A 16,638-nucleotide genomic window follows, 5' to 3' on the forward strand; every position below is an offset into this window, starting at 1 on the left:
ATCTGTTTTGTTGAATTGATGATACAAATGTATAACAAGTATTACCCGGCGGGAAAGCATATTAGGTAAAATATTATCAATTGTCGGTCAATGGCCGGGAAACGTCGGTAAAGGGGTAAGTAGCAAGCTATTTAAGTCTTTCAGGCTCCCATTTCAGCTTATTGAATGTCTTTTTACGTAGAACGAAGAATTGCCACACTATGCTGGCTTTCATTCTGCCTGATTCGTTGCGATGAGATACCTGTTTTTTGCATTCTTTTCTACGTTGCAGCCATTTGCCCAGGCTGCCGTAAAAATGGAAATGTGCTTTGATAATAGTAAAGGTTTCTGTGAAATGACCTGTAAGAAGCAGCCTGGCTCCGGCCACTCCATCCAATATGAATCTGAGCGGGAAAAGCCATAGAAGGCGGCTTGTTTTCTCGTTTTTCAGCAACAGTATCAGGTTGTTTCTGAAATTATAGTATAATTTCTGCGGGCTGCCATAGCTGATGACACTGCCTCCTACATGATATACCGTAGAGTCGGCAATGTAGCCTATTTTATAACCGCCGTTTTTCAGTCGCCAGCACAGATCTACCTCCTCCATGTGTGCATACAGGTCATTGTCCAGTCCGCCGTATTTATGATACAGATCGGCACGCACCATGAAGCATCCGCCTGATGCCCAGAATACTTCGATATCGTCGTTGTACTGGCCGTTGTCTTTTTCGAGTTCTGTAAATATTCTGCCGCGGCAAAAGAGATAGCCGTAACTGTCCATGAAGCCACCGGCTGCGCCGGCATATTCAAAGTATTCTTTTTCTCTCCAGTATCTTATTTTAGGTTGGCATGCAGCAAGGCCGGGGTATCGCTGCATAGCAGCCAGCAAGGGAGGGAACCATCCCTTTGTGACCTCAAAATCGGCGCTGAGCAGTATATAGTATTTGGCCTGTATCTTTTTCAGTGCCTCGGCATAGCCATTGGAGAAACCCCTGTTGAGCGGGATATGGAGCGTTTTTACAGACGGGAATCTGTTCTGTACATATTCCAGCGTATCGTCTGTAGATGCATTATCGGCAACAATAACATCGTAGCCAGTAGTGGCCTCGGCAACAATTTCCGGTAAAAAGAGCTCATGCCACTTTTTACCATTGTAACTGAGTATTACAACGGCGGTATCATTGGTACAGACAATCATTGGCGTGTAAGCTAATGATTATTTATACTTGGGGTCGTACTTCGTATTATCGGGAACCTCTACGTCCTTATTGCTCTTATAGCTGTGCTCGTACAAGTTGTAGCAACCTGACCATGCAAAGATGAATATCCCGAAAAAGAATAATAAAAACAGGAACCGGGATTTGGACGGCTTACTTAGCTCTATATCTGCCTGGTTGTCCAGGTCTTTTATTTCGTTATTATTTTGCATCTCCATTAAGGCAATATTTGCAGTGACAAAAATAGTAGATATTCAGTCAAAATCATAATATTTTTATAGTCATTTCGTTGTACGTACATTGTGTTCATGCGCCAGTATCTCAATTGGAAAACTTATTTAATATTTGCAGCTCTATGTATTGTGGGCGCATCCCTGTATTATACCAGCCAGCTGGCTGCAAAACTGGCAGCAGAAGAGCGGAAGAAGATGGAACAGGTGGCCGAAGGTATTAAAATTATGGTTGATGAATCATCACTCGGGCAAGACCTGATATTCGCATCCAGTTTCGTATCTCAAAATACCACGATACCATTCATCGCTGTAGATGATTCCGGTGTTATTCAACAATACAATAACCTGGATACGGCAAAAGTGAGAAAGGATCCTAACTATCTTAAAAGAAAACTGGAAGATTTTAAAGAAGTTGGCCCACCTATTGAAGCCGAACTGGGTTACGGGCTGGGCAAGCATTATGTGTACTATGGTGAATCGTACCTGCTTACGCAGTTGAGGTATTTCCCTTATGTACAACTGGCTATTATCATGCTGTTCCTGGTTGTCGTGTTAATAGCTTTAAGTTCTGCTCATCGATCTATACAAAACCAGGTGTGGGTTGGTTTGTCAAAAGAGACAGCACACCAGTTGGGCACTCCTCTCAGCTCTATTGAAGGATGGCTGGAGATACTTAAAGACGACAAGACCAATGAGGATGCTTTGGACGAAATGCAAAAAGACCTTGACAGGTTGAAACTAGTGGCGGACAGGTTTGGCAAAGTAGGCAGCGTACCCGTGCTTGAGGAGGAAGATTTGCGTGTGCGTTTGCAGAATATGGCTGAATATATGCAGAAGAGGTCGCCTGCAAAGGTAAATATTACGCTTGCCGCAATGGATCATGAGATACCTGCCAATATCAGCGGGCCTCTTTTTGACTGGGTGCTGGAAAACCTGATGCGCAATGCGCTGGATGCAATGGAAGGGAAGGGTACGATCAGCATAAAGGTAGAGGATACGCCACAGCAGATACGTATTGATGTGGCAGATACAGGAAAGGGGATACCTAAGCACCTGGTAAAGAAAATATTTGATCCGGGTTTTACTACCAAGAAAAGAGGGTGGGGGTTAGGCCTGTCCCTCTCTAAACGTATTATTGAAAAATATCATCATGGTTCATTGTTAGTTAAGCAAACAGAAACCGGGAAAGGAACAACTTTTCGCATTATCCTGAGGAGATGATCTTTTTTTGCTTTTTGAGTTTATTAAAATTGACATTACATTTGCAATCCCTCAGGCATTTGCGGCGGTGTTGAAACTGGTAGACAAGCAACGTTGAGGTCGTTGTGCTCGCAAGGGCGTGGGAGTTCGAATCTCCTCTGCCGCACATGTGAAAAGGATGAAACATATGTTTCATCCTTTTTTTGCTTATTAGTCATTATGTTTGTACAACGTAATAGTTTATAAACAGGTGACAATGAAGAGCAACCTATTCAAAGTTTTTATCCCGGTTCTGGTAATATTGTTTTTTGCACAATGCGGTCAAAATGCTGAAGAGAATGAGCCCGTATCGTATGCAATATCAGAAGGACATGTGAAAGTATGGGACATTGCCATTGAACAGGTGCTTGAACTGGTAGATTCAATGCCGGATAATATGCTCAATTACAAGCCTCATGACAGCATACGTACATTCGCAGAACAGATCATACATATTGGTATCTCGTCTGAAATGATCACGAACCTGTTCCTGAAAGATATTCCACGACCGCAAAATATACCTGAGGTGAATGCCGCAGAGATGACCAAGGACGACCTGAAAAAATTTGTAAAAGAACGATTGGAAGCTGCCCGTGCCAATATAGCCAGTATGTCTGATGACCAACTGCTGCACGAGCATGTGAAATCTTATATGGGTAATACCATGACACGGCTGGAAGGTATGTATTTTGCTCACGACCATTTGAGCAATCATAAAGCCAAAGCCAACCTTTATATACGTGTTGCAGGTATCCGTCCGCCACACTACAGGTATTACTGAGGTATTATATGATGCGTGCCACCAGGTGAGGGAGCAGAAACCAGCAGAACAACGTTATCAGCACTGCGGACACAATATTCATGACAAAACCTGTTGTGGTCATATGGTGTAATTTCAGTCTGCCACTGGCAAATACAATCGCATTTGGAGGTGTACCCATAGGTAACATACCGGCACAACTGGCACCTAGTGTCATAGCAATACCCAATTGCAAAGGGTCTATATGCAGTGCTTGTGCCATACCACCGATAACCGGGGCAAATACAATTACCTGCGCTACATTGCTCATTACTTCGCTTATGAAGATAGAGACTATAGTAACAATGAAGACAAGCAGTATTCCTCCTGTTGCATAACCCGCTATCCAATCACCCAGGCTTTCAATAATACCAGCTTTTTCCAGTTGGCCTGCCAGAGCAATACCTCCTCCAAATAATATTAATATCCCCCAGGCCATATTTTTTGTATCATGCCACTCGAGAATTGGTTTGTTCTCAGCAGCGCCTGATGGAAAAGCAAACATGAGTATACCACCGAGGAGAGCAATCATAGAATCGTTGAGCTTGAACAAAGTTTGGTATTCATTAATTAAACTTTTGGTGATCCATAAAAATGCAGTTATTAGAAAAATACCCAATACGCGCTTTTCAGTTGCAGATAACTTTCCAAGCTTCTTTAGCTCTCCGCCTATCAGCTCTTTCGTGTGATGGTTGGAAGGGATGTGATTAGGGTACAGTACTTTGACCATCAGGAAATAGAGTGTGAGTAATAATATAAGAGAAATAGGAAGACATAATTTCATCCAGTCTGCAAACTGGAAAGTGTATCCGGCTTCTTCCTGCAAATAAGCTACATAGGCTACATTGGGTGGTGTACCAATAATAGTAGCTATACCACCGAAGTTGCTGGAGTAAGCAATAGCCAACATCAGGCAAATGCCCAGGTTGGTTACATTCCCCTTACCTGTATTACTGTCTTCCATCACCTTTATAACACTAAGCGCGATGGGGTACATCATCATAGTAGTAGCTGTATTGCTCAGCCACATACTCATCAGTCCTGATGCAAGTATAAATCCCAGTATGATCCTGTTTCCACTGGTACCGGTAACGCGTATGATAGATAGTGCGCCGCGCTTATGCAGCCCCCATTTTTCTATTGCCAGGGCTATCATAAAGCCACCCATAAACAGAAAAATAATCGGATTGGCATATGATGTAGCTACCTCGTCTATTCCGGCTATGCCTAATAATGGGAATAGCAATAACGGCAGTAATGCTACCACAGGCATTGGTAGAACCTGTGTTACCCACCATGTGATCATGAGCGCAGCTACGGCCATTACCTTTGTTGCTTTATTGTCCAGCATAAAAGTGTCAGACAACAGGATGAACAGAAATATCAATATGCCTGCAAGTAATGCTGCAATTCTTGCCTTGCTTTTGTTCATGTTTATTTTTGGTTAACAGTATGAAGATATAAAAGAAAATGCCTGCTTCACAAGCAGGCATTTTAGCTTAATAATGTAAATACGTTATTTGAACTTCACCCATGCTATATGAGCATATTTCTTTCTGCCATCCCGTTCTATCATTAGTGTTGCATAAGTGTTAGTGGCGTCGTCAAAATGAGCTGATGCAATATTGGCAAATTTCAGGTCTTTATCTCCTTTGGGAGCAGCAAACAGGAAGTGTTTTTCAAAGAAGCCGTTCTTTAGTTCATAATAAACGCTATTCATATCACTTGCTGCTACTACTACCTCCATTTTATCACCTTCTTTTTTATGAAAATTTTCAGGATAATCATTAAATATCAGGTATTTCCCATTGGTAGTATTTACGTAGTCGAAAGAAAAGAACGGCGTATTGTTGCCCCTGAGAGAAGCCGGTTGGTATGTCCATATGGCTTTTGTCCGTTCCGACAAGTTGAAAGGGCTGATGTCGCCACTGGCTTTTTGTGATTTTTTTGCAGCGTAACCTATGGTCTCTTTACCTTTCATGTCCAACTCTGTAATAGCAATGTTACCCAGTTGGGTTTCCAGGGTACTAAGTTTAGATCCGCTTTGTTGTTGAATTTTGTATATCTCCTCCTGTATGATGGTGGTCGTATTGTCTTTATTGACCACCATATGTTGAGGCATGCCGGAATAGCCACCTTTTTCGTTGAATTTTTCTTTTACATGCGTGGCTGCATATTCACCGATAAAGGGATCTGCTTTTACGATGAACAGGCTTGAAGGGTCTATCAGTGTTATCAAAGGAATGTAAGTTGTGGTTTGTTTACCGCTCCACATACTGCTCTTTTTAGACAGGTAGGTGAGCGTAAACAGTTGCAGCATTCCCGAACCGGGGTTGTATTGCAACATTCCTTTGGTGTCCATAAAGTCGTCCGAGAATTCTATTTTTTTATAGGTGAAACTACCTGTGGACTGATCTAAGCGTGATATAAGTATCCTGGAGTCTTTGCCGCCTGAATTTTTTGTATTGAACCCGTACGCACAAATGAATACACTTTTATCATTTACATAAGACGCAATATAATTTACATACTTGAAGCCCTGGGCATCGTAAAAGGCTTTCGCCAGTACTTTGTGTTTGCCACCTTCAACACCATAATACATCACTTCGATCCTTTCGTCGCTTTCGGGGGAGATGGAGTTGAAATTGATTACAGCATAATTATCGGATACAGGACTTTTTTCGACGTGGAAAGCCGGCTCTTCGACACCGCCATACACCATAGCAAACGCCATGCCTGCATGGAACTTTTCCAATGTGCTTATTTGTTCTTCGCTTACCAGCGCACCTGTTTGGGGATTAAATACTAACCTGAATAATTTTGGTGTTCGTTTCAATACCTGCTGTATGAACAGAACAGGTGCACCACCTATCTCGTAAAGCCCGGCTATTTTTGTTAATTTGAATTCTTTAGGCTCCCAGTTATCGCCTTGTATATTCTTCTGGCCGATCAGCTTACGGCTCTTGTCATATACAGATACGTCAATACCGTCTTTGCCGGTATAGTTAAAGAAAAATGTATTCCCGCTGGATAACTGCAAGACTTTTCTCCAGCCATCTTCGGGCTCATCAAAAGGTTCGCTGTATTCTACTTTGTTGGTTTGTGCTACTGATACCTGTACACACAACAAGAATGTAAGGGCAGCGAATAATAGGTGCTTCATAAATATATATTTGTACGCAATATAGTGCTCAACTACCTTTCTGAAAAAAACAAAGCTATTTTTTTACGAAACGGTCGTCTGTAAGCGAATGCAGATATGCTTCCAGGTCCTGCTTTTCTGTTTCGGTCAGGTTGAGGGGTTGCAGTAGCAGGCTATCCCTTCCGATAGCATCAGGAATAAATTTCTGAGGCTGGTCGTAATATTCAATTACTTCTCTCAATGTTTTTATGCTACCATCGTGCATATATGGAGCCGTAATGGCTACGTTCCTCAGACCAGGCACTTTGAATTTGCCTATATCAGCCTTATTATGCGTGTGATAATACCTGCCTGAATCGTTATATTCTTTACCATTGAATAGCCCGATACTACGAAACTCATCTGCCGTGAAATCGGGTGTAAAGTGGCATTCAAAGCATTTGCCCTTTACTCTGAATATAGCCCTGCCGCGTTCCTGTTGTGCTGTAAGTCCTCCCGGCTCGTCGTTCAGCCAGCGGTCGTTAGGGGTGTCTGCAGTTTCCAGTGTTTCTTCAAAGGCTGCAATAGCTTCACCAAGGTTGTCTTTATCAGGCACCTTGCCAAAAACTTCCAGGAATAATTGCCTGTATTTACTGTTGTTCAGCCTTACAATAGCTTCCTCAACAGGCAGGTTCATCTCTACAGGATTGGCTATGGGGCCAAGTGCTTGTTCGCCGAGGGTAGCGGCCCGTCCATCCCAGAACAGGGCATCTCTTGCTGCCACATTCATGGCCGATGGTGTGTTGCGGGATCCTATCCTCCCATGTACACCGGTGCTGAAGGCAGTAGTGTCTGCAAAGGCAAATTCTGGTTTATGGCAAGAAGCGCAACTAATGCTGTTGTCTTCTGATAAAATGGTATCGAAGAACAGCATTTCTCCCAATTGTTCTTTGGTCAGTTTTTGCTGCTTGTCTTTTTCTTTAAAAGAAAGTAGTGCCAGTATGCTTATTCCTGAAAGGAGAAAAATGATAAAACCATGTTTCACGTTGTAAAATTACAATATCCAGCTGACGTATTACCTGATATTTGTCACTTATTCAAAAGTCACCCATGAGATATAGGCCTTTTTGTCTTTTTTTACGCGTTTAACCATCATACTTGCATAAGTATTAGTTTCGTCTCTGAAGTGAGATGATTCAATCTTGCAAAATGAAAAGTAATCATCATTGGTAGGCCTGCCGAAAAGATAGTTGGTTTCGGCTCTGCCATTACTCAGCTTCTCAAAGACAGCTACGCTTTCACTTACATTTTTTATTGTACGTAAGTCATTGAACTTTTCAATAGGCTTGCCGAAGTTCTTGTGATTTTCTTTGCTGTCATTAAATATCACATAAGTATTGTTGGTAGATGTATTGATATAGTTGTATGAGTAGAATGATCGACTGTCTATCTGCATTTTCTGAATGTCATATCTCCATATGCTTTTTCTCCTGGCAGACATGTATAATATAGGCATGCTCGGACCTATAGCAAACTGGTTTTTAAGTAAAGAATAGACTTGTTCTTCTTTACCTGTATTGTCCATTTGTACTATGCCAATAAGCCCAAGATGACTTTCAGGTGGCGCGTGAGAGTTTATGATCTCTAGTTTTTCCTCAAATAATATGCTGGAAGTGTTGTCATGATTCAATACAAGATCCACAGACATTCCTGCAAACTCCTTTTTATCTTTAATTGTAGTCTTAACATGTGCATTTAGTTCACTTATCGCACTTGAAGTTGTTTTTATTATTTGCAAAGATTCCGGGTCAATATAACTTAATAGTGAGTTGTAATAAGTTACGAATCCTTTAGATTTTTCTAAAGTTATGGTAAGTAGTTGAATGATATTAGTATTGGGATTATATATCATTTCCCCGACCGTTTCTTTAAAATCATCCGTAAATTCAATATTCAGGTGAGTGAATTTTGTATCTCCTTTACTGAGACGCGAAATTATGACACGAGAATCTTTACCACCCTTTGATGCAGTGTTATAGCCATATGCAGCCATATGCACACTCTTGTCGCCATTCACACACATGCCTATAAAAGTGGTGTATTTGTATCCCTGGGCGTCGTAAAACACACGGTTTACTTCTTTGTGTTCGCCATTAACGATGTTATAGTGTACTACTTCAATACGTTTATCGGTTTCATGAGCAAATGAGTTGTAATGAGCAACTGCATATGCATCAGAATATGGGTCCTTTTCAACAATAAAATCTTCTTCATCAACACCAAAAGCTAACGCATAACCTGCAAGCATTTTGTATTTAGGTAAGCGCCCGATCTCTGTTTGGTGTGCTATTGATCCATTATCAGGGTTTAGCTGAATACGGTATAGTACAGGTTCTCTGTCGTTAAGCTGATTAAGAAAGATAACAGGTTCTCCATTTATCTCATATATACCTTCTACAGTTGTTTTTTTCATGTTCTTAGGGTCCCACAAGTTGCTGCTCAGCATTCTTTTGGATGCTTGTTTCCTATCCTGCTTGTATACTGTCACGGATATTCCTTCACTATTGACAACAATAAAAAATGTATTGCCATTAGATATTTGTAAAACCTTACATAAACCTTTTTGAGGCTCGTCAAAGGGTGCACTATATTCAATCTTTTTTACCTGGGAAAATGCAGTGAAAGATATGATCACTGTCATGAGGGTTAAAACAAGGTTTTTCATTCAGAATAATTTAGACCGTAATTATAATAAACCTACTTCAATTTTTATTGGCCTATGACCATAATCATAATATTTCATCATTCATTTAATAACTTTGCGCCGTCATTGACTAATAATATTGTTTATATATAATAATGTACTATGGAATTTCGTATTGAGAAAGACACAATGGGCGAGGTGAAAGTGCCTGTTTCTGCCTATTATGGTGCACAGACACAACGTTCAATTGAGAACTTCAAAATAGCCCAGGACATCAACAAGATGCCTAAAGAGATCATTAAGGCTTTTGCTTACCTGAAAAAAGCTGCAGCACTAACGAATACAGATTGCGGTGTATTACCGGCTGAGAAGTCGAAACTGATAGGCCAGGTTTGTGATGAGATACTGGACGGTAAACTGGATAATGAATTCCCGTTGGTGGTTTGGCAAACAGGTTCAGGCACACAATCAAACATGAACAGTAACGAGGTAATAGCTTACCGGGCTCATGTGTTGAATGGCGGCCAGTTGACAGATAAAGAAAAATTCATTCACCCGAACGACGATGTGAATAAGTCACAGTCTTCAAATGATACCTTTCCTACAGCTATGCATATAGCTGCTTATAAGATACTGGTTGAAAACACGATCCCCGGTATTAAGCAACTGCGCGATACGCTGGCTGCAAAGTCAAAAGAATACATGCATATCGTTAAGATAGGCCGTACGCACTTTATGGATGCCACACCGCTGACCCTGGGACAGGAACTGAGCGGGTATGTTTCTCAATTGGATCATGGTATGAAGGCTATCAATAATTCACTGGAGCACCTGGGTGAGCTGGCATTGGGCGGAACGGCAGTTGGTACCGGTATCAACACGCCTGAAGGATATGCCGAAAAAGTTGCTGCTAAGATCGCAGAACTGACAGGCCTGCCTTTTGTAACGGCTGAGAATAAGTTTGAGAGCCTGGCCGCGCACGATGCAATTGTAGAAGCGCATGGTGCGCTGAAAACAGTAGCCGTAAGCCTGATGAAAATTGCTAACGATATACGTATGCTGAGCTCAGGCCCGCGTTGCGGAATAGGGGAGATATCTATTCCTGACAATGAACCGGGGTCTTCTATCATGCCGGGTAAGGTGAACCCTACACAGTGCGAGGCGCTGACCATGATAGCAGCACAAGTGTTGGGTAACGATGTGGCTATCAACGTAGGGGGCGCTACAGGGCATTTTGAATTGAATGTTTTCAAGCCAATGATGATATACAACTTTCTGCACAGCGCAAGGCTGATAGGTGATGGTTGTGTTTCTTTCAATGACAAATGTGCGGTAGGTATTGAGCCGATACAGGCAAATATTGATGCTCACCTGCATAATTCCCTGATGCTGGTTACTTCTCTGAATACAAAGATCGGTTACTATAAAGCTGCGGAAATTGCACAGACAGCGCATAAACAAGGCAAAACGCTGAAACAAACAGCTATTGACCTGGGATATGTTACAGCTGAGCAATTTGATGAGTGGGTGAAGCCTGAAGATATGGTGGGTAAAATAAATTAACTAAATACAATACCGGAAAAACTAATCAGGGCTTCCTATAAGCATAGGGGAGCCCTGATTAGTTATCACATACAATATCAATATTATTTTTTCGTTTGTTAAGTTAGTAGTTAATAAACCTAAAGAATGACCAATAGTCCTATTAGCCCGAGGCAGACAATAGCAATTACTCTGTTGCTTTTTACATTTATGACCTTGTTAGGTCCATATTCAGGTGGACAGTACGATATCAATTTTTGGATAGCATGGGCCAGCCAGATATATGTTAATGGCTTTTCCGAGGTATATGCTGCTCCAGGAAATGATTATATGCCATTTTTCCAGTTTGCACTATATGTGTATACTAAGTTTCAGGGGAGTTTTAAAGCAATCCAGGAAAACATTGGCTACCTGAAGGCGTTCCCGATAGCTTTTGATATGCTAGCCCTGTGGTATGTGTACAAGTACATAGATAAGCGAATTGCATTCATTGTTCTACTTATGTTGAATATGCTCAACCTGGCCTATATCTATAATTCGTTTATATGGGAGCAGTTCGATGGCGTTTTTTCTGCGCTCAATTTCATTGCAGTTTATTATGCGTGGAAAAGAAAGATATTATTAAGTGTTGTGTTTTATGTCATTTCTTTCAATATGAAAGTGCAGGCAATTATTTTGCTGCCTGTTATCGGCTTTTTCTATTTAGATCACCTGGTAGCTGAACGTTCTTTGAAGGCATTATTGCTGCCATTTTTATCTGCTATAGCCATCCAGTTTGTTTTTCTGATCCCGTTTATAAATAGTTCACTTGGTGTTGGCGCTATATGGCATGTTGTTTTCAGTTCGGTTGGCAGGTATCCTATGATCAGCCTGAATGCATGTACTTTCTGGGATCTTATTTTGCCCAGGCCCGAGGTTAACCTGATGCCGGATAACAGAATGGTGGCAGGTGTGACATTTAAGACAATAGGACTTATATTGTTCTTTACCTCATCATTTGCTGCATTATTTCCGCTGTTGAGAATACTTGTATTGAAGTTGAAGAATAAGCCTTCCCCATTGATCGCAAAATCAAAGTTACTGTTGATATGCGGGCTCCTGTATATGTTGTTTTATTTTTTTAATACGCAAATGCATGAGCGGTACGCCCACCCGGCAATGATCTTTTTTATTGCTTATGGATTTTTGGAGCGTAAGTATCTATTGTATATCCTGTTCTCATTGGCATATTTCTTTACGTTAGAACGTATGATGCATTGGTTAAGGCTGAAGAATTACTTTACAACAATATTTAATCCAACCTTTATAGCATATCTGAACCTCGTCATAATTGTTTATGCGTTCTTCTTGTTGTATGGTCGTAAGAAGGGTAGTAGTGTTGAGGAGGAAATAATAAAAGAGGCTGTTACATAATTGTAACAGCCTCTCAGGATTTTATATTACTAATGCTTATTTCCAGATATTCAATCCGAACCTATCAGCATTTTCAGTAGCCTGTTCATAACCTGCATCGTGGTGACGAAGAATACCCATCGCAGGGTCGTTGTATAGAACACGGCTCAGTCGCTCATCAGCATCGGCAGAGCCATCTGCTACTATTACCATACCCGCGTGTAGTGAGTAACCCATACCCACGCCGCCTCCGTGGTGGAAGGATACCCAACTTGCACCGCCAGCTGTATTGATAAGCGCATTAAGAATAGGCCAGTCGGCAACGGCATCACTACCATCTTTCATAGCTTCTGTTTCCCTGTTTGGAGACGCTACAGAGCCACAATCCAGGTGGTCGCGACCGATAACGATAGGAGCTTTCACCTTGCCTTCGCGTACCAGTTTGTTGAATAATAACCCTGCTTTTTCTCTTTCGCCCATACCCAGCCAGCATATACGGCTTGGCAATCCCTGGAATGCGATCTTTTCTTTCGCCATATCCAGCCAACGCAGCAGCCCCGCATTTTCAGGGAACAACTCTTTCAGCGCCTGGTCGGTAGTATAAATATCTTCAGGGTCGCCACTGAGCGCTACCCAGCGGAACGGACCTTTACCATCGCAGAACAGCGGACGTATATATGCCGGAACAAACCCCGGGAAGTCAAATGCATTCTCCACACCACGTTTGTCGTGTGCTTGTCCACGCAGGTTGTTGCCATAATCAAACGTGATAGCGCCACGCTTTTGCAGCTCCAACATCTGGCGGACGTGTTTGGCCATTGTGTCGAGTGAACGGGAGGAGTATTCGCCAGGGTTGCTTTCACGCAAAGTATTAGCTTCTGCAACACTTAATCCTTCAGGGAAATAACCTATCAACTCATCGTGTGCCGATGTCTGGTCTGTGAGTGTATCAGGAGTGATGTTGCGGTCAATTAATCGTTGTAGCAGGTCTACAACATTGCAGCATACACCTATTGATATTGCTTCTTTGTTCTCTTTTGCTTTCAGTGCCCAGTCAATAGCCTCGTCTATATCATGGGAGTATTTATCCAGGTAGCGTGTCTCAATACGTTTTTGTATGCGCCATTCTTCCATTTCGGCAGCCAGGCATACACCTTCGTTCATCGTGATGGCTAGTGGCTGAGCGCCGCCCATACCGCCAAGACCGGCTGTTACATTCAACGTACCCCTCAGTGTGCCGTTATAATGCATATTAGCCAGCGACAGATAGGTCTCGTATGTACCCTGTACTATTCCCTGAGAGCCGATATATATCCAGCTACCAGCAGTCATCTGTCCGTACATCATCAATCCTTTTGCTTCCAACTCGCGGAAATGCTCCCACGTAGCCCAGCGGCCTACAAGGTTACTGTTGGCTATCAACACACGTGGTGCGTTCTTATGAGAACGCAATATGCCCACAGGCTTGCCTGACTGCACCATAAGCGTCTGGTCTTCTTCCAGGTTGCGCAGGCACTCCAGTATCTTATCAAAGCTTTCCCAGTTGCGGGCTGCTTTGCCTATACCGCCATATACTACCAGATCTTCAGGGCGTTCTGCCACTTCGGGGTCCAGGTTGTTCTGTATCATACGGTAGGCTGCTTCTGTTACCCAGTCTTTACAGTTCAAGGTAGTGCCCGTCGGCGATTTGATCACTCTTTTCTGTGTGTGTATATCAGCCATTATACTATGTTTCTATCTGTTTTAAAGGACTGCAAAGATAACAAGATTTTCAGGTTGAAGGTTATTACATACCGCTTTTAGGCTGGTACTGCATTAACACATCCGGGAAATATTTGTTGGCAATGGTCTCAAATTCATCCCCACGCATGAATTTATGCACGTCCATATCGTCAAGGCTATTGCAACCTGATGCAGCCAGTAATTCCAGTGCTGCATGTACGGTGTTCTCATGAAACCGATAAACCCGTTCACTTTTTTCCGTTACTACCAGGCCTTTCATCAGCATCTTGTTTTGTGTGGCTACTCCGGTAGGGCAGGCATTGGTGTTGCAGCGTAACGCCTGTATGCAACCTACCGAGAACATGAATCCCCGTGCGCTGTTACACATATCTGCACCCAAGGCCATCATTTTTAGTATGGAAACACCTGATATCACTTTCCCTGATGCTATCAGGCGGATATCTTTCCTCAGGTCATGAGCTATCAATGCCTGGTGTACGAAAATGAGCGCAGGCTGCACCGGCATGCCTACACTATCTGAGAACTCCTGTGGAGCAGCCCCCGTACCTCCTTCTGCGCCATCTACGGTTATAAAGTCCGGTTTGATGCCTGTAGCTTTCATTTGTTCGCATATCTCTACAAACTCATCTGTCCGCCCGATACAAAGTTTAAAACCCACGGGTTTGCCGCCACTCAGTTCTCGTAATTGTTTGATGAAATGCAGCAGTCCTTTTGCATCGGAGAATGCGCTGTGGCCCGGAGGGGATAGTACCGTAGTATGTGGCTCCAGCAGGCGGATACGGGCTATTTCCGGCGTGTTCTTCACGGCAGGCAACACTCCGCCGTGACCCGGTTTCGCCCCCTGTGATATCTTAAGTTCTATCATTTTTACCTCCGGCAGGGTAGCTTTTTTCTGAAACTCTTCCGGGCTGAAGTTGCCTCCTTGTGTTCTGCATCCAAAATATCCGGTACCTATCTGCCATACAATATCCCCCCCCTGCAGGTGATGATCTGATAAACCACCTTCACCGGTATTGTGATAAAATCCTCCCTTTTTTGCTCCTATGTTTAATGCTTTGATAGCATTCTCGCTTAAAGCACCAAAACTCATGGCCGATATATTGAGTATGGATGCACTATAGGATTGCTTACAGTCCGGCCCGCCAACGGTAACGCGCGGCGCTTCTGTCATGATCTTAGCAGGGTATATAGAATGTTTTAGCCCCTCGTAATCCTCGCTGTTTATTTCCAGTTGCGTACCAAACGGCCTCGTGTCATTCTGAGATTTTGCACGTTGATAGGCCAGTGCACGATCATTGCGCGAGAAAGGTCTCCCATCGGTATTTCTTTCAATAAAATATTGCTGTATCTCGGGCGAAATATCTTCCAGCATGTAACGCAGGCGTCCGAGTAAGGGGAAATTCCTGCGTATGGTATGCCTGGGCTGTACACTGTCATATACGCCAAGGATATATAATATGAAAACGATCCCGGCTATCCACATGGTACCCGGGGTAGGGTATACCAATGCTGTAAAAGCAGTAAGAAGTAGTAAAATAGTTCCTATTATATAAAACCTGTATCGCATAAGTGTTAATGGTGTTTATCAGTGTAACAAAATAAAAGCGCCGGGGTTCAGGCAAAAAAAAATCCGGCGATTGCCGGATTTGTATTATTTCAATTTCTCTACTTCTTTAACCAGTGTTTGTGTCCACTCATCTTCTTTCACATCTTCTTTCACAAACTTGTTGCCTGTCACCTGTTCGTATAGCTCAATATACCTTTCTGATATCATATGCACAACTTCGTCAGTCATTTCAGGTACCATTTGTCCGTCTTTACCCTGGAAACCGTTATCCATCAACCATTCACGAACGAACTCTTTACTCAATTGTTTTTGAGGTAACCCCTTTTCCTGGCGTTCGTCATATTCGTCGGCATAAAAATAGCGGCTGCTGTCCGGTGTGTGTATCTCGTCTATCAGGTAGATCATATCGCCGATCTTACCGAACTCATACTTGGTATCAACCAGTATCAACCTGCGCTCACGGGCCATTTGCCTGCCACGCTCAAACAGGGCGCGGGTATAGTTCTCCAGCATTTCATAATCAGCTTCACTAACCAAACCACGGCTGATGATCTCTTCGCGGGAAATGTCCTCATCATGTCCTTCATGCGCTTTGGTAGAAGGTGTAATGATCGGTGCGTCAAAGAAGTCATTTTCTTTCATTCCTTCCGGCAGTTTTACACCGCACAGTTCGCGCTTACCGCTTTTGTATGTGCGCCAAGCATGTCCTGTCAGGTTGCCGCGAATGACCATCTCTACCGGAAAGGTCTCACACTTAAGTCCAATAGTTACATTCGGTAGCGGAGCACTGATCTTCCAGTTTGGAACGATGTCTTTGGTAGCATCCAGAAATTTGGCAGCTATGGTATTTAATACCTGACCTTTGTAAGGTATAGGCCTGGGCAATACTACATCAAAGGCTGATATTCGGTCACTGACCACCATCACCAGGAATTTGTCAGCTATAGTATATACGTCGCGCACTTTGCCTTTGTAAAATGCGGTCTGTTCGGGAAGTTGCAGCATAGAAATGCTTGGATTAAAAACATTAATAAGAGGACGAAATTACTAAGAAAAAACGGTTTAAGGAGATAATAGAATTTTATACAATGATTTTTGTGAC

13 protein-coding genes and 1 tRNA gene are annotated in these 16,638 nt (G+C 42.7%); 5 read left to right on the plus strand and 9 right to left on the minus strand.

Annotated features, from left to right (window positions below; all coding sequences use genetic code 11):
• Positions 1-127: 127 nt before the first annotated feature.
• Complete coding sequence (locus H6550_08485; GenBank protein MCB9046165.1) at positions 128-1,177, minus strand: glycosyltransferase family 2 protein; 1,050 nt, start codon at positions 1,175-1,177, stop codon at positions 128-130.
• Positions 1,178-1,195: 18 nt separating this feature from the next.
• Positions 1,196-1,414, minus strand: coding sequence for a hypothetical protein (locus tag H6550_08490; protein ID MCB9046166.1), 219 nt, complete (start codon positions 1,412-1,414; stop codon positions 1,196-1,198).
• Positions 1,415-1,504: 90 nt separating this feature from the next.
• Here H6550_08490 and H6550_08495 point away from each other — a divergent pair, with 90 nt between their 5' ends.
• From H6550_08495 to H6550_08505, 3 genes are all read left to right on the plus strand, one after another.
• A complete protein-coding gene (locus H6550_08495; protein MCB9046167.1) occupies positions 1,505-2,650 on the plus strand; it encodes a HAMP domain-containing histidine kinase in 1,146 nt (381 codons plus the stop codon).
• A gap of 61 nt (positions 2,651-2,711) precedes the next feature.
• A tRNA-Leu gene (locus tag H6550_08500) sits at positions 2,712-2,795 on the plus strand.
• 90 nt (positions 2,796-2,885) lie between these two features.
• Entirely contained in the window at positions 2,886-3,449 is a 564-nt protein-coding gene (locus H6550_08505; protein MCB9046168.1) for a DinB family protein, read from the plus strand.
• 4 nt (positions 3,450-3,453) lie between these two features.
• On the opposite strand, the gene H6550_08510 is transcribed toward H6550_08505, so the two are convergent.
• The 4 genes from H6550_08510 to H6550_08525 all read right to left on the minus strand — a co-directional run bounded on the left by H6550_08510 (position 3,454) and on the right by H6550_08525 (position 9,289).
• Positions 3,454-4,899 carry a DASS family sodium-coupled anion symporter gene (locus H6550_08510; GenBank protein ID MCB9046169.1) on the minus strand — a complete coding sequence of 482 codons (1,446 nt, stop codon included), beginning with the start codon at positions 4,897-4,899 and terminating at the stop codon, positions 3,454-3,456.
• Positions 4,900-4,983: 84 nt separating this feature from the next.
• Complete coding sequence (locus tag H6550_08515) at positions 4,984-6,630, minus strand: hypothetical protein (GenBank protein MCB9046170.1); 1,647 nt, start codon at positions 6,628-6,630, stop codon at positions 4,984-4,986.
• Between the two features lie 55 nt (positions 6,631-6,685).
• A complete protein-coding gene (locus tag H6550_08520) occupies positions 6,686-7,522 on the minus strand; it encodes a cytochrome-c peroxidase (protein MCB9046171.1) in 837 nt (278 codons plus the stop codon).
• Positions 7,523-7,681: 159 nt separating this feature from the next.
• Positions 7,682-9,289 carry a hypothetical protein gene (locus tag H6550_08525; protein ID MCB9046172.1) on the minus strand — a complete coding sequence of 536 codons (1,608 nt, stop codon included), beginning with the start codon at positions 9,287-9,289 and terminating at the stop codon, positions 7,682-7,684.
• Between the two features lie 165 nt (positions 9,290-9,454).
• On the opposite strand from H6550_08525, the gene fumC reads away from it, so the two are divergent.
• A complete protein-coding gene (gene fumC / locus H6550_08530; GenBank protein ID MCB9046173.1) occupies positions 9,455-10,855 on the plus strand; it encodes a class II fumarate hydratase in 1,401 nt (466 codons plus the stop codon).
• Positions 10,856-10,981: 126 nt separating this feature from the next.
• Positions 10,982-12,247, plus strand: a complete 1,266-nt coding sequence (locus H6550_08535; protein MCB9046174.1) for a hypothetical protein — start codon at positions 10,982-10,984, stop codon at positions 12,245-12,247.
• 36 nt (positions 12,248-12,283) lie between these two features.
• Here the strand turns inward: H6550_08535 and hutU are convergent, their stop codons facing one another.
• From hutU to H6550_08550, 3 genes are all read right to left on the minus strand, one after another.
• On the minus strand, positions 12,284-13,948 hold the full coding sequence (hutU, locus tag H6550_08540) for a urocanate hydratase (protein ID MCB9046175.1): 1,665 nt from the start codon (positions 13,946-13,948) through the stop codon (positions 12,284-12,286).
• Positions 13,949-14,012: 64 nt separating this feature from the next.
• A complete protein-coding gene (locus H6550_08545) occupies positions 14,013-15,536 on the minus strand; it encodes an FMN-binding glutamate synthase family protein (GenBank protein ID MCB9046176.1) in 1,524 nt (507 codons plus the stop codon).
• A gap of 84 nt (positions 15,537-15,620) precedes the next feature.
• The gene (locus H6550_08550) at positions 15,621-16,541 is read right to left on the minus strand and encodes a phosphoribosylaminoimidazolesuccinocarboxamide synthase (protein ID MCB9046177.1); all 921 of its coding nucleotides are present in this window, start codon (positions 16,539-16,541) and stop codon (positions 15,621-15,623) included.
• Between the last annotated feature and the right edge of the window lie 97 nt (positions 16,542-16,638).

The sequence above is a fragment of the Chitinophagales bacterium genome (genome assembly GCA_020636495.1).
Taxonomy (GTDB): domain Bacteria; phylum Bacteroidota; class Bacteroidia; order Chitinophagales; family Chitinophagaceae; genus UBA5543.